General features: G+C 70.4%; 14 protein-coding genes and 1 riboswitch. Of the genes, 2 read left to right on the top strand and 12 right to left on the bottom strand.

The window, feature by feature from the left end:
- Nucleotides 1-28: 28 nt before the first annotated feature.
- The 10 genes from thiL to ABD679_RS15170 form a co-directional block, all read right to left on the bottom strand.
- The gene (thiL, locus tag ABD679_RS15125) at nucleotides 29-982 is read right to left on the bottom strand and encodes a thiamine-phosphate kinase (RefSeq protein ID WP_344760882.1); all 954 of its coding nucleotides are present in this window, start codon (nucleotides 980-982) and stop codon (nucleotides 29-31) included.
- A 5-nt stretch (nucleotides 983-987) separates the two neighbouring features.
- Entirely contained in the window at nucleotides 988-1,197 is a 210-nt protein-coding gene (locus ABD679_RS15130; protein WP_344760839.1) for a hypothetical protein, read from the bottom strand.
- Between the two features lie 3 nt (nucleotides 1,198-1,200).
- Nucleotides 1,201-1,671 (bottom strand): transcription antitermination factor NusB, encoded by a 471-nt coding sequence (gene nusB, locus ABD679_RS15135; protein ID WP_344760840.1) that lies wholly within the window; start codon nucleotides 1,669-1,671, stop codon nucleotides 1,201-1,203.
- Nucleotides 1,668-2,135 carry a 6,7-dimethyl-8-ribityllumazine synthase gene (gene ribH / locus ABD679_RS15140; RefSeq protein ID WP_344760841.1) on the bottom strand — a complete coding sequence of 156 codons (468 nt, stop codon included), beginning with the start codon at nucleotides 2,133-2,135 and terminating at the stop codon, nucleotides 1,668-1,670. The genes nusB and ribH overlap by 4 nt, the downstream gene beginning before the upstream one ends.
- A 69-nt stretch (nucleotides 2,136-2,204) precedes the next feature.
- A complete protein-coding gene (gene ribB / locus ABD679_RS15145) occupies nucleotides 2,205-3,320 on the bottom strand; it encodes a 3,4-dihydroxy-2-butanone-4-phosphate synthase (protein ID WP_344760842.1) in 1,116 nt (371 codons plus the stop codon).
- On the bottom strand, nucleotides 3,317-3,934 hold the full coding sequence (locus ABD679_RS15150) for a riboflavin synthase (protein ID WP_344760843.1): 618 nt from the start codon (nucleotides 3,932-3,934) through the stop codon (nucleotides 3,317-3,319). The genes ribB and ABD679_RS15150 overlap by 4 nt, the downstream gene beginning before the upstream one ends.
- Nucleotides 3,935-4,010: 76 nt before the next feature.
- Nucleotides 4,011-4,209, bottom strand: a riboswitch (FMN riboswitch).
- A 114-nt stretch (nucleotides 4,210-4,323) separates the two neighbouring features.
- The gene (gene ribD / locus ABD679_RS15155; RefSeq protein WP_344760844.1) at nucleotides 4,324-5,430 is read right to left on the bottom strand and encodes a bifunctional diaminohydroxyphosphoribosylaminopyrimidine deaminase/5-amino-6-(5-phosphoribosylamino)uracil reductase RibD; all 1,107 of its coding nucleotides are present in this window, start codon (nucleotides 5,428-5,430) and stop codon (nucleotides 4,324-4,326) included.
- A 64-nt stretch (nucleotides 5,431-5,494) separates the two neighbouring features.
- Nucleotides 5,495-6,028 carry a transcriptional regulator NrdR gene (gene nrdR / locus ABD679_RS15160; RefSeq protein ID WP_344760845.1) on the bottom strand — a complete coding sequence of 178 codons (534 nt, stop codon included), beginning with the start codon at nucleotides 6,026-6,028 and terminating at the stop codon, nucleotides 5,495-5,497.
- Nucleotides 6,029-6,130: 102 nt separating this feature from the next.
- On the bottom strand, nucleotides 6,131-7,399 hold the full coding sequence (gene glyA / locus ABD679_RS15165; RefSeq protein ID WP_344760846.1) for a serine hydroxymethyltransferase: 1,269 nt from the start codon (nucleotides 7,397-7,399) through the stop codon (nucleotides 6,131-6,133).
- A 158-nt stretch (nucleotides 7,400-7,557) separates the two neighbouring features.
- Entirely contained in the window at nucleotides 7,558-8,052 is a 495-nt protein-coding gene (locus ABD679_RS15170; protein WP_344760847.1) for an RcnB family protein, read from the bottom strand.
- A gap of 232 nt (nucleotides 8,053-8,284) precedes the next feature.
- Between ABD679_RS15170 and ettA the strand changes: the two genes are divergently transcribed.
- Complete coding sequence (gene ettA / locus ABD679_RS15175; protein ID WP_344760848.1) at nucleotides 8,285-9,943, top strand: energy-dependent translational throttle protein EttA; 1,659 nt, start codon at nucleotides 8,285-8,287, stop codon at nucleotides 9,941-9,943.
- A gap of 165 nt (nucleotides 9,944-10,108) precedes the next feature.
- A complete protein-coding gene (gene pyrF, locus ABD679_RS15180; RefSeq protein WP_344760849.1) occupies nucleotides 10,109-10,921 on the top strand; it encodes an orotidine-5'-phosphate decarboxylase in 813 nt (270 codons plus the stop codon).
- Nucleotides 10,922-10,986: 65 nt separating this feature from the next.
- Here the strand turns inward: pyrF and pncB are convergent, their stop codons facing one another.
- Both pncB and ABD679_RS15190 read right to left on the bottom strand, forming a co-directional pair.
- The gene (gene pncB, locus ABD679_RS15185) at nucleotides 10,987-12,171 is read right to left on the bottom strand and encodes a nicotinate phosphoribosyltransferase (RefSeq protein WP_344760850.1); all 1,185 of its coding nucleotides are present in this window, start codon (nucleotides 12,169-12,171) and stop codon (nucleotides 10,987-10,989) included.
- Nucleotides 12,168-13,052 (bottom strand): glycosyltransferase family 2 protein, encoded by an 885-nt coding sequence (locus ABD679_RS15190; RefSeq protein ID WP_344760851.1) that lies wholly within the window; start codon nucleotides 13,050-13,052, stop codon nucleotides 12,168-12,170. The genes pncB and ABD679_RS15190 overlap by 4 nt, the downstream gene beginning before the upstream one ends.
- Nucleotides 13,053-13,112 lie beyond the last annotated feature (60 nt).

A 13,112-nucleotide genomic window follows, 5' to 3' on the forward strand; every position in this document is an offset into this window, starting at 1 on the left:
TACGAGGGAATTGGAATGCCCTGTCCCGTCAATCCGCGAAATGCTCGAACCCCCGCCGCGGCGGATCCCAGCGCCGGCCGTCGCACTCCAGCGCGACGACCGCGTCGCCGGGGACGACGCGGCCGATGCGGGTCATCGCGACGCCCACCGCTTCGGCGATCACCGCGATGCCTTCGCGCTGCTCGCGCGCAGCGGTGAAGCACAGTTCGTAATCGTCGCCGCCCGTGCACTGCAGGACGCGCCGTTGCCCGGGATCGAATGCCGCCGCCAGCATCGGCGACGCCGGCAGCGCGTCGAGTTCGACTTCCATGCCCATGCCGCTGGCCGCGCAGACGTGGCCGAGGTCGGCCAACAGGCCGTCCGACACGTCGATCGCCGCGTGTGCGACGGCCGCCAGCGCAAGGCCGGCCTCGACCCGCGGCGTCGGCCGGTCAAGCCGCGCGCGCAGGGCGGCGTCGCGTTCGCCACCGGCGCGCCACTGCGCCAGCGCGCCCGCGGCATCGCCGGGCGCGCCGGTCACCCACAGGTCGTCGCCGACGCACGCGCCGTCGCGGCGCAGCGCCCTGCCCGCCTCGACCAGGCCGTGCGCGGTCACGCAGACCGACAGCGGCCCGCGCGTGGTGTCGCCGCCGACCAGGGCGACGCCGTGCAGCGCGGCGAGCGTGAGGAACCCGTCGAGGAAACCGTCGACCCAACCCGCGCCGGGCTCCGGCAGCGACAATGACAGCGTGCACCACGCCGGCTGCGCGCCCATCGCGGCGAGGTCGGACAGGTTCACCGCCAGCGCCTTCCAGCCGATGTCGGCGGCTGCAGTGTCTTCCGGGAAATGCACGCCGGCGTTGAGCGTGTCCATCGCCACCACCAGCTGGCGGCCGGCGGGCACGGCGAGGATCGCGGCGTCGTCGCCGATGCCGAGCACCACGTCGTCGCGCGCGGCGGCGCGGCGGGCGATGGCATCGATCAGGGAAAATTCGGCAGGCATGCGCGTCACGCGACCCGATGCAGGAGCCACAGCGCCGCGGCCACCAGCACCGTCCAGACCATGATGCCGGAGCCATTGACGACGTGGGCGCAGCCGCGGCACCAGTCGTCGCGGTCGGCGCGCAGGCCGAACAGGCGCAGCGGCAGTATCAGCAGCGGATGGGCGGCGCCGGGGACCGCCTCACGCTGCTTGCATTCGCGGCAGCGCGTGGCCATCGTTCACCGGTCCCGCGCGGCCTGCATCTCCAGCGCGCGCCAGTCCGCGGCGGCGTGGTCGAGCACGCCGTTGACGTAGGTGTGGCCGTGCTCGGAACCAAAGCGCTTCACCGCCTTGAGCGCCTCGTCGATGATGACCCGGTACGGCACGTCGAGCCGGTGCTGCAGTTCGTAGGCGGCGATGCGGAGCATGGCGCGTTCGATCTGGTCGACCTCCTCGATGCCGCGGTCGAGGAACGGCTGCAGCGAGGCGTCCAGCTCGCGCCGGTGCTTCTCGACCCCGCCCACCAAGTCCTCGAAGTACTCGAGGTCGGCGACTTCATGCGCCTGCTCGTGGGCGAACTGGGCGATCGCGTTCTTCGCGTTCGCGCCCGAGAGCTGCATCGCGTACACCGCCTGCAGCGCGCGCCGGCGCGAGCGCGAGCGCGCGACCGGGTCGATGCCGTCGCGGCGGCGGGTCGGACGGCCACTCACGGCAGCTTCCCGGCCAGGCTGGCCATTTCGATCGCGACCAGCGCGCATTCCTCGCCCTTGTTGCCATGGCTGCCGCCCGCGCGACGCTCGGCGTCTTCCTGCTCGTCGACCGCGAGCACGCCGTTGGCGACCGGCATGCGGTAGTCCAGCGACACCCGCATCAGGCCTTCGGCGCAGCGGTCGGCGACGTGCTCAAAGTGGCGCGTATCGCCGCGGATCACGCAGCCCAGCGCGAGGATGCCCGCGTGCCCGCCGCCTGCGGCGATGCGCGCGGCCACGGCGGGGATTTCCCACGCGCCGGGCACGCGCACCACGTCGACCGCGTCCTCGGCGATGCCGTGGCCGGCGAAGGTCTCGCGCGCGCCGGTCACCAGCGCGTCGCTGATGCGCGGGTTCCAGCGGCTGGCGATGATCGCGAAGCGCGCGCCGGCGGGGGCTTTGAGGTCGCCTTCGTAGTGGGGCATGCGTGGGGGCTGGGAAACGAGGGCCGACAGTTTACCCCGCGCGGCCGGAGGCGGCCGGCGCGGCGCGCTTCACGCCGCGTCGACGTATTCGACGACCTCCAGCCCGAACCCGGCCAGCCCGACCTGCTTGCGCGGCGTGCCCAGCACCCGCAGCTTGCCGTAGCCCAGGTCGGCCAGGATCTGGCTGCCGGCGCCGTTGCGGCGCCATTCCGCCAGCGCGCCGGCGCGCGCGGGCTGCGCCTGCGGCTGCTGGCGGATGCGCGCGAGCAGCGCTTCGGCCTGCTCGGCCTCGCTGCGATGGGCCTCGCCCAGCAGCACCAGCGCGCCGCGGCCCTCGCGGTCGATCGCGGCGAGCACGTCGCCGACCAGCGGGCCGAAATCCGCGCGCCGCCAGTGCAGGCCGTCCGCCAGCCGGTTGTGCATGTGCACGCGCACCAGGGTCGGCGTGGCCGGGTCGGCGTCGCCGCGTACCAGCGCAAAGTGCAGCGTGCGGCTGAGCCGGTCCTGGTAGGTGTGCAGGCGGAACGCGCCGTGGTCGGTATCGATGTCGCGTTCGTCGACGCGCTCGACCGTGTGCTCGGTTTCCAGGCGGTGGCGGATCAGGTCCTCGATCGAACCGATCTTGAGGCCATGTTCGCGCGCGAACGCCTCCAGCTGCGGCCGCCGCGCCATGCTGCCGTCGGGATTGAGCACCTCGACCAGTACACCGGCCGGCTCCAGCCCGGCAAGCATGGCCAGGTCCATCGCCGCCTCGGTGTGGCCGGCGCGGCTGAGCACGCCGCCCGGCTGCGCGGTGAGCGGGAAGATATGGCCGGGCTGGGCGAGGTCGCGCGGCTGCGCGTCGGGACGCACCGCGGTGCGGATGGTGTGGGCGCGGTCGTAGGCGGAGATGCCGGTGGTCACGCCCTCGGCCGCCTCGATGCTGACGGTGAAGTTGGTGTGGTGCGCCGAGGTGTTGTCGCGCACCATCGGCGGCAGCCCGAGCTGGGCGCAGCGCTCGCGGGTGAGCGACAGGCACACCAGCCCGCGCGCGTGGGTGACCATGAAGTTGATGTCCGACGGTTTGACCAGCTCGGCGGCCATGATCAGGTCGCCCTCGTTCTCGCGGTCCTCGTCGTCGACCACCACGACCATGCGCCCGGCGCGCAGCTCTTCCAGCAGTTCGGGGACAGTGGCGAAGCTCATGCGCCTGCTCCCGTCATGAACGCACCTGCAGACAGCAGTCGCTCGACGTAGCGCGCGACGAGGTCGACCTCCAGGTTCACCGCATCGCCGACCTTCGCCTGCGCGAACGCGGTGTGCGCGACCGTGTGCGGGACCAGCGCGACCTCGAAGCCGGCGTCGTCGACCGCGTTGACGGTGAGGCTGACGCCGTCGACGCAGATCGAACCCTTCTTCGCGATGTAGCGCAGCAGCGGCGCCGGCGCATCGAACGTCCAGCGCTGCGCGCGTGCGTCCTGCTCGACGCTGCGCACGCGCCCGGTGCCGTCGACGTGGCCGCTGACCAGGTGCCCGCCGAGGCGGTCGTCCGCGCGCATCGCGCGCTCCAGGTTCAGCACCGCGCCCACCGGCAGCGCGCCGAGCGTGGTCAGGGCCAGGGTTTCGTTGGAGGCATCGGCCTCGAAGTGGGCGTCATCGAACGCCACCACGGTCAGGCAGCAGCCGTTGACCGCGATGCTTTCGCCCTGTACGACGCCCGCGAACGGCAGCGTGCCCACGCCGATCCGCAGCCGCGCATCGCCGCCGCGCTCCTCGCGCGAGGCCAGGTGGCCGACACCTTCGACAAGTCCTGTGAACATGAAACGTTTTCCTCGCGCTGGGCAATGAAAAACGTCCCGGGGCATGCGGCAGACGCGCGTCCCTGGGGCCGCGCACTGCTGTCTTCTTTCATCCGGACTGTGAGGAAGCCAGTGGCTTCCAACCGTCGGCTCCGGCATTCGACCGGATCTGCTGACCTTCCGCCAGCCGCGAATCATCGCCGGCTGCGGAAGCGCTCGCGGACTCGCGCGTGGCCCCTGTCCGGGGCGCCGCGCCTACCGCCGGTGGGGAATTTCGCCCCGCCCTGAAGACGTCTGGTTGTGGTTGCGCCGGGAAACCCGGCGGCGCGATTCTAGCATCCGCCGGCACCCTGCCCGGCCGGACGCAGTGTCCCGGCAGCGGTGTTCCGGAACGGCTTCGGGCGCGCCTGCTAGGCGTCCGCGACGGCGGGCTGTGGCTGCAGCAGCAGCCGCAGGTCGTCGCCGACGCGACGCGTCTCCACGGTGCGCAGCTGCATCCGCTGCGCCATCTGCTCGATGCGCAGGCCGTCGAACAGCGGGCGCGCGCGTTCGCCCAGCAGCACCGGGGCCATGTAGAACAACAGTTCGTCGACCAGCCCGGCGCGCAGGAAGGCGCCGGCCAGGGTGGCCCCTGTCTCGACCTGCACCTCGTTGATGCCGCGCGCGGCCAGCAGCGCCAGCACCGCCTCCAGGTCCAGCTCGCCGTCGCGCAGCGCCACCGGCGCGCGCTCGGCGGCGAATTCGCGCGGCGGCTTGGCGTCTGGCGCGTGCAGGTACAGCGTCGGCGCATCGCCTTCGCGGACCTTGCCGCGGGCGATGGTGGCAAGCCCGGTGTCGAGCACCACGCGCAGCGGCGGCGCGAATTCGGTGTCGTCGTGGAACCGCACCGTCAGCTGCGGATCGTCCGCGAGCACCGTGCCCGAACCGGTCAGGATCGCGCCGCTGCGCGCACGCCAGCGCATCACGTCCGCACGCGCCGCCTCGCCGGTGATCCATTTCGAATCACCATTGGCCATCGCCGTGCGCCCGTCGAGGCTGCAGCCCAGCTTGATCCGCAGCCACGGCCGGCCGCGCCGCACGCGCGACAGGAAGCCGCGGTTGAGTGCTTCGGCCTGCGCCTCCATCAGCCCCGACTCGACCGCGATGCCGGCCGCCCGCAGGCGGTCGAAGCCCTTGCCGTCGACTTCGGGGAACGGATCGCGCATCGCCGCCACCACGCGCGCGACACCCGCGGCAACCAGCGCATCGGCGCACGGCCCGGTGCTGCCGGTGTGCGCGCAGGGTTCCAGCGTGACGTAGGCCGTCGCGCCTTTCGCACGATCGCCTGCCTGCTCCAGCGCGAATACCTCCGCGTGCGGCCCGCCCTGGCGCTGGTGCCAGCCCTCGCCCACCACCTCGTCGCCCTGCGCGATGACGCAGCCGACCATCGGGTTAGGCCGCGTCGTGTAGATGCCACGCTCGGCCAGGCGCAGGGCGCGGGCCATCATGGCGTGGTCATTCGCCGTGAAATCGGTCATTGCTTCTCCGGTGACGATGGAAGGTGCGCAACGTCAAAAAAAGCTTCCCCGACGCCAGCGCCGCTCAGCGCTTCTTGCCCTTGTCCGCATGCTTGTCGAACGGCACCACCTCGGCGCCGAGCAGCGGCAGCTGGCCTTCGCCGGGCAGGTCGCGTTCGAGACGGTCGAGCTCCTCGCGGAAGTCGGCCACGTCCTCGAACGAGCGGTACACCGAGGCGAAGCGCACGTAGGCGACGTGGTCGAGCTTGCGCAACTCGGCCATCACGAATTCGCCGACGCGGCGCGACGGCAGTTCCCGTTCGGTGGTCATGCGCAGCTGGTGGATCACCGCGCGCACCGCCGATTCGATCTGCTCCTCCGACACCGGGCGCTTGTGCAGCGCGCGGTCGAAGCTCTGGCGCAGCTTGCGCGCGTCGAAGGTGTCGCGGCGGCCGTCGGACTTGATGATCGCCGGCAGCTTGAGCTCGATGGTTTCCAGCGTCGAGAAGCGCTCGCCGCAGGCTTCGCACTCGCGGCGGCGGCGGATCGTGGCGCCATCCTCGCTCACGCGCGAGTCGATGACGCGGGTGTCGGCGTGCTGGCAGAAGGGGCAATGCATCAGGAAGCCAGTGGAGAATCGGGAATGGGGAATCGTGGAAACCGCAGTCGGGCCTCGTCTGCTTCGACGATTCCCGGTTCCCGATTCCCGATTCCCGCCATGTCAGCCATACACCGGGAACTGCACGCACTGCTTGATCACGTTCTCGCGCACGCCGGCAATGACGTTCTCGTCCTTCGGGTTGTCCAGCACGTCGCACATCCAGTTCGCCAGCGCCACGCAGTCGGGCTCCCTGTAGCCGCGGGTGGTGACCGCGGGCGTGCCGATGCGCAGGCCGGAGGTGACGAAGGGCTTCTGCGGGTCGTTGGGCACGGCGTTCTTATTGACGGTGATGTTGGCCCTGCCGAGCGCGGCTTCCGCGTCCTTGCCGGTGATGCCCTTGCCGATCATGTCGACCAGCATCAGGTGGTTCTTCGTACCGCCGGAGACGATCCGGTAGCCGCGGTCGATGATCACCTTCGCCATCGCCTGCGCATTCTTCACCACCTGCTGCTGGTAGGCCTTGAACTCCGGCTCCAGCGCTTCCTTGAACGCCACCGCCTTGGCCGCGATCACGTGCATCAGCGGGCCGCCCTGGATGCCGGGGAAGACGATGCTCTGCAGCTTCTTGGTCATCTCGTCGAACTTGTCGCCCGCGCCCTCGCGGCTGGCGACGATGATGCCGCCGCGGGGGCCGCGCAGGGTCTTGTGCGTGGTCGAGGTGACCACGTGCGCGTGCGGCACCGGGTTGGGGTAGGCGCCGGCGGCGACCAGGCCGGCGACGTGGGCCATGTCGACGAACAGCCACGCCCCGACCTTGTCGGCGATGGCGCGGAAACGCGCCCAGTCGATTTCCTGCGAGTAGGCCGAGAAGCCGGCCACAACCATCTTCGGCTTGTGTTCCACGGCCAGGCGCTCGACTTCGTCGTAGTCGATCAGGCCGTCGTCATTAACGCCGTACTGCACGGCGTTGAGGACCTTGCCGCTGAGGTTGGGCCTGGCGCCGTGGGTGAGGTGGCCGCCGTGGGCCAGCGACATGCCGAGGATGGTGTCGCCCGGCTGCAGCAGGGCGAAGTACACGGCCTGGTTGGCCTGCGAGCCCGAGTGCGGCTGCACGTTGGCGTAGTCGGCGCCGAACAGCTGCTTCACGCGGTCGATGGCCAGCTGCTCGGCGACGTCGACGTACTCGCAGCCGCCGTAGTAGCGCTTGCCCGGATAGCCTTCGGCGTACTTGTTGGTGAGCTGGCTGCCCTGGGCTTCCATGACTCGCGGGCTGGCGTAGTTTTCCGACGCGATCAGCTCGACGTGGTCTTCCTGACGACGGTTCTCGTCGGCGATGGCCTGGGCGAGTTCGGGGTCGTAACCTTCGATGCGGGCGTCGCGCGGGAACATCGTCTCTCCGGGAGGGCTGGGGTCCGCCCAATTGTAGCCCGCGCTCCGGGTGTGGGCGGCCAGGGCCGCGATCGAATGCCCGGGCCAATCGCGGCCATGACCGCTCCCACGAAAAGGGGCGCACCGGCTGGCGCGCCCCTTGCGATGCTCCCGCTGCCTCAGTGGTGCAGGATCAGGTCGGCGATGATGCCTGTGGCGATCGCGACCAGCAGGTAGTCGCCGGCGTCGCTGCGGCGCCAGTAATAGCCGTTCGGCGGCCGGCGCAGGCCGTAGTTGTAGTAGTCGTTGACCACGTAGGTACGGCCGTAGCCGGGACCGTAGTAGCGCCCGCCGCGGGCCCACGGCGGCGGGCCGCGGTGCACCACGACCGGGCGCGGCACGTAGCGCGTGCGCTCGCGGTAGACCACGCGCGGGGGCTGCCGGACGATGATGCGCCGGTCGTGCCCGCGGTTGTTGCCGCGGTTGTTGCCGCGGTTGTTGAAGCGGAGCGCCTGGCGCCGGTCGCCGCGGTGGCGGTCGTACTGGCCGTGGTGATCCTGGCGGTCGTGGCCGCGCTTGCCGCGGTCATGGTCGCGGCCCGCGGCCGACGCCGGCAGGGCCACCACCGCCGCAAGCGCGAGCAGGAGGGCTGAAAGCCTCAGGGAGACGGACATCTGGCGTTCCTCCACGTGTGTGCGTGGGGTGAGCATGGCCCGGCGCGGCTGAATCCTGCCCGGCCCGGCCGGTTCCACGGCCCCCGCGTTCAGGCACCGGCCAGCTCTTCGGTGGCGCGCGCCAGCGGCTATAATTGACGCTTCCCCAGGCCTCCTGCCGCCGGCGCCCAGCGCGCGGGCGCGGCTGGTTTCACGCCGCCGGCACCGCCGCGGCTGTCGCTCCGGAGCTTCCATGCAATACATCTACACCATGAACGGCGTCAGCAAGACCGTGCCGCCGAAGCGCCAGATCATCAAGGACATTTCGCTGTCGTTCTTCCCCGGCGCCAAGATCGGCCTGCTGGGCCTGAACGGCGCCGGCAAATCCACGGTGCTCAAGATCATGGCCGGCGTGGACACCGACTTCGTCGGCGAGGCGCGCCCGCAGGCCGGCATCAAGGTCGGCTACCTGGCGCAGGAGCCGGAGCTGGATCCGGAAAAGACCGTGCGCGAGGCCGTCGAGGAAGGCGTCGGCGAGATCCTGCAGGCGCAGGCGCGGCTGGACGAGGTCTACGCCGCCTACGCCGAGGAAGGGGCCGACTTCGACAAGCTGGCCAAGGAGCAGGAGCGCCTCGAAGCCATCCTCGCCGCCGGCGACGCGCACACTCTGGAGAACCAGCTGGAAGTCGCCGCCGACGCGCTGCGCCTGCCGCCGTGGGACGCGGTGATCGGCAAGCTGTCCGGCGGCGAGAAGCGCCGCGTCGCCCTGTGCCGGCTGCTGCTGCAGAAGCCGGACATGCTGCTGCTCGACGAACCGACCAACCACCTCGACGCCGAGTCGGTGGAATGGCTGGAGCAATTCCTCGCCCGCTACACCGGCACCGTCGTGGCCGTCACCCATGACCGCTACTTCCTCGACAACGCCGCCGAGTGGATCCTCGAACTCGACCGCGGCCGCGGCATCCCGTGGAAGGGCAACTACACCGAGTGGCTGGTGCAGAAGGAAGACCGCCTCAAGCGCGAGGAGTCGCAGGAGAAAGCGCGCCAGAAGGCGATCCAGAAGGAGCTCGAGTGGGCGCGCAGCAACGCCAAGGGTGGCCGCTCCAAGGGCAAGGCGCGCCTGGCGCGGATCGAGGAGCTGCAGTCGGTCGACTACCAGAGGCGCCAGGAAACCAACGAAATCTTCATCCCGCCGGGCGAGCGCCTGGGCAACAAGGTCATCGAGTTCAAGAATGTCTCCAAGCGCTTCGGCGACCGCCTGCTGATCGACAACCTGAGCTTCCAGGCGCCGCCGGGCGCGATCATCGGCATCATCGGCCCCAACGGCGCCGGCAAGTCGACGCTGTTCAAGATGATCACCGGGCAGGAAAAGCCGGACTCGGGCGAAATCGACATCGGCCCGACCGTGAACCTAGCCTACGTCGACCAGAGCCGCGACAAGCTGGAGGGCGACCACAACGTCTTCCAGGAAGTCTCCGGCGGCCTGGACATCCTCAACATCAACGGCATCGAGATCCAGTCGCGCGCCTACATCGGCCGCTTCAACTTCAAGGGCCAGGACCAGCAGAAGCTGGTCGGCACGCTGTCGGGCGGCGAACGCGGCCGCCTGCACATGGCCAAGACCCTGCTGCAGGGCGGCAACGTGCTGTTGCTCGACGAACCGTCCAACGACCTCGACATCGAAACCCTGCGCGCGCTGGAAGACGCGCTGCTGGAGTTCCCCGGCAACACGTTCGTGATCAGCCATGACCGCTGGTTCCTGGACCGCATCGCCACCCACATCCTCGCCTTTGAGGGCGACTCGCACGTGGAGTTCTTCCAGGGCAACTACCGCGAGTACGAGGAAGACAAGAAGCGCCGCCTCGGCGACGACGCCGGCCCGCACCGGCTTCGGTTCAAGGCGCTGAAGTGACGCAGTGGCGCGTGCGCGCAGCGCACGCCTTTGCCACTGCGTCATCCCGAGCGTAGCGAGGGATCTGCTTGTGCTCCGGGAACAGCGGTCCCCTCGCCATGCCCGGGATGACGGGACTATCACGACAACGCACACAGGAAACGGCAGGGACATGAGGATGGCGGGATGAATTTCGCAACGGCCCTGAAGAACCGCTGGCGTGACGCCAACTCCCTGGTCTGCGTCGGCCTCGACCCCGAGCCGGCGAAGTTCCCGCCCGGCTTCACCGGCAACGCCGACGCGGTGTTCGCCTTCTGCCGCGACATCGTCGACGCCACCGCGGAGTACGCCTGCGCCTTCAAGCCCCAGATCGCGCACTTCGCCGCGCGCGATGCCGAAGACGCGCTGTCGCGGCTGATCGCGCACATCCACGCCGCGCATCCCGGCATCCCGGTGATCCTCGACGCCAAGCGCGGCGACATCGGCTCCACCGCGCAGCACTACGCGACCGAAGCGTTCGACCGCTACGAGGCCGACGCCGTCACCGCCAATCCCTGGCTGGGCCGGGACTCGGTGCAACCTTTCCTCGACCGCGCCGACCGGGGCGTGGTGATCCTGTGCCACACCTCCAATCCCGGCGCCAGCGACTTCCAGGACCTCGACGCCGGCGGTCGTCCGCTCTACCAGCACGTCGCCGAGCGCGTCGCGCGCGACTGGAACGGCAACGGCAACTGCGCGCTGGTCGTCGGCGCGACCTGGCCTCGACAGCTGCGCGAAGTGCGCGCGATCGTCGGCGACATGCCGCTGCTGATCCCCGGCGTCGGCGCGCAGGGCGGCGACGTCAAGGCGGTGGTGGACAACGGCCTGGCGTCCGACGGCGCCGGCCTGCTGGTCAGTTCCTCGCGCGCGATCCTGTACGCCTCCGGCGGCGACGATTACGCCGAAGCCGCGGCATCGGCGGCCAAGGCGCTGCGCGACGGGATCAACCGCCACCGCTGAGCGTCGCCGGCGCCCTGCGGGACAGTGCAGGAGCGGCTTCAGCTGCTCCTACAGGACCACACCGGCTACGCAGGTTCCGGGGGCAGGTCGAACACCTGCCGCAGGTACGCCAGGTAGCCGGGGTCGTCGCACATGCCCTTGCCCGGCGAGTCGCTGATCTTGGCCACCGGCTGGCCGTTGCAGCGGACCATCTTCAGCACGATGTTCAGCGGCGTCGGGCCAAGGTCGTTGGTCAGGTTGGTGCCGATGCCGAACGACATCCGGCAGCGGCCGCGGAAGTGCGCGTACAGGCGCATCACCTCGTCGATGTCGAGGCCGTCGCTGAACACGAATACCTTGCCGCGCGGATCCACCCGGTTTTCAGCGAGGTGCGCAATCAGCCGCTCGCCCCAGGCCACCGGGTCGCCGGAGTCGTGGCGCATGCCGTCGAACAGCTTGCAGAAGTACATGTCGAAGTCGCGCACGAACGCGTCGAGCCCGATCACGTCGGTCAGTGCAATGCCCAGGTCGCCGCGGTACTCGTGCGCCCAGGCGTCGAACGCCGCGACCTGCGAGTCGCGCAGCCGCGGACCCAGCGCCTGGAAAGCCTGCAGCCACTCGTGCGCCATCGTGCCCTGCGCCACCAGGCCGTGGCGGCGGGCCAGGTCGACGTTGCTGGTACCGGAAAATTTCTCGCCCAAGCCTTCGACCAGGTACGGGACGAGCGCCTCGTGCCAGGCGCGCGAGTAGCGCCGGCGGGTGCCGAAGTCGGTGATGCGGCAGTCCTCGTAGCCGACCGCCGCGTTGATCCGCTCGATCTTGGCGTGCAACCGGCGCAGGCCCTCGGCCTCGTCCGGCGCGCCCTGCGTGTCGCGGAAATACACTTCGTTGACGATCGCCAGCAGCGGCACTTCGAACAGGATCGTGTGCAGCCACGGCCCGGCGACTTCCAGTTCGATCTCGCCGGGCACCTGCGCCGACGGCCGCAGCGTCACGAACCTGCGCTGGAACTGGAACAGCCCCAGGAAGTCGACGAAGTCCGGCTTGATGAAACGCAGCCCGCGCAGGTAGTCCAGTTCCTCCGGGCGCATGCGCAGGGTGCACAGGTGGTCGATCTCGTCGGAGATCGCGTCGATGTGCCGCGCCAGGTCCACGCCCGGCGTACGACAGCGGAACCGGTATTCGGCCTGCGCACCCGGGTGCTGGTGCAGCACCGCCTGCATCATCGTGAACTTGTACAGGTCGGTGTCGAGCAGCGATTGGATGATCATCCCGCCTCCGCGCCGCGTTGTGCGAGCAGCACCGCCGGCAGCCGCGACAGCCAGTGCAGCCAGATCGCCAGCCACACGCCGGCGCGTACCGCGACGCCGCGCCGCGGCGCCTCGAAGCGGCTGAAGTAGCGCCACATCCCGCGGTGCTTGTGCCACTCGGAAAACCCCGGCCGCGAACGGCTGGACACCCCGCGCACGTGCACCACGCGCACGTCGTTGGCGACCGCGACCTGCGCGCCGGCCTCGCGCGCGCGTCGGCACAGGTCGAGGTCCTCGACGTGCAGGCGGTAGCCCTCGTCGAAGCCGCCGATGCGCTCGAACAGCGCGCGCGGCAGCAGCATCAGCGCGCCGGACACCGCTTCCACCGGCTGCAGGACCTGCGCGTCGTCCACCGCCACGTCCAGCGGCCGGCCGGCGCGCGCCCGGAACGGGCCGCGCAGCATGGCGGCGAAGTCGGGATCGTTGCGCCGCGCCGCGCCGTCGCGTACGCCCGTCTCGCCTACGAGGTCGGCGCCGAGCAGTACGTCGCCGCCGGCGGCACCGGCATGCGCCAGCAGGCGCGCGAGCACGTCGGGTTCGACGAGACAGTCCGGGTTGACGAAGGCCAGCCACGGCGCGTCGCTGTCGTGCGCGCCCTGGTTGCAGGCCACGGCGAAGCCCGGGTTGTCGGGATTGGCGATGAAGTGCACGCGCGGATCGGCCGCCGCATGGCGCTGCACGATCGCCACCGTGGCGTCGCGCGAGTCGTTGTCGACCACGCGCACCTGCGACACGCCCTGCGCAGCGCGCAGCCGCGACAGGCAGTCGTCGATCGTCGCCGCGCTTTCGTGGGTGACGACGATGGCGGCGATGCCGCTTGCCGGAGCCGGTTCGGCGTCCACGCTAGCGCCCGTCCGCACGTGCCTGCGGCAGCGTTCCGTCTTCACCAGCGTCTTCGGCGG

Origin of the sequence: Luteimonas lutimaris (genome assembly GCF_039537065.1) — a bacterium.
Classification (GTDB): domain Bacteria; phylum Pseudomonadota; class Gammaproteobacteria; order Xanthomonadales; family Xanthomonadaceae; genus Luteimonas; species Luteimonas lutimaris.

Bases quoted from the DNA above. Each gene is read 5' to 3' on its own strand.
- ribB (WP_344760842.1), bottom strand. From the start codon at position 3,320: ATGAGCTTCGCCACTGTCCCCGAACTGCTGGAAGAGCTGCGCGCCGGG.
- ribH (WP_344760841.1), bottom strand. From the start codon at position 2,135: ATGCCCCACTACGAAGGCGACCTCAAAGCCCCCGCCGGCGCGCGCTTC.
- thiL (WP_344760882.1), bottom strand. From the start codon at position 982: ATGCCTGCCGAATTTTCCCTGATCGATGCCATCGCCCGCCGCGCCGCC.
- pncB (WP_344760850.1), bottom strand. From the start codon at position 12,171: ATGATCATCCAATCGCTGCTCGACACCGACCTGTACAAGTTCACGATG.
- ABD679_RS15150 (WP_344760843.1), bottom strand. From the start codon at position 3,934: ATGTTCACAGGACTTGTCGAAGGTGTCGGCCACCTGGCCTCGCGCGAG.
- ABD679_RS15170 (WP_344760847.1), bottom strand. From the start codon at position 8,052: ATGTCCGTCTCCCTGAGGCTTTCAGCCCTCCTGCTCGCGCTTGCGGCG.
- glyA (WP_344760846.1), bottom strand. From the start codon at position 7,399: ATGTTCCCGCGCGACGCCCGCATCGAAGGTTACGACCCCGAACTCGCC.
- nrdR (WP_344760845.1), bottom strand. From the start codon at position 6,028: ATGCATTGCCCCTTCTGCCAGCACGCCGACACCCGCGTCATCGACTCG.
- ABD679_RS15130 (WP_344760839.1), bottom strand. From the start codon at position 1,197: ATGGCCACGCGCTGCCGCGAATGCAAGCAGCGTGAGGCGGTCCCCGGC.
- ribD (WP_344760844.1), bottom strand. From the start codon at position 5,430: ATGACCGATTTCACGGCGAATGACCACGCCATGATGGCCCGCGCCCTG.
- pyrF (WP_344760849.1), top strand. From the start codon at position 10,109: ATGAATTTCGCAACGGCCCTGAAGAACCGCTGGCGTGACGCCAACTCC.
- ettA (WP_344760848.1), top strand. From the start codon at position 8,285: ATGCAATACATCTACACCATGAACGGCGTCAGCAAGACCGTGCCGCCG.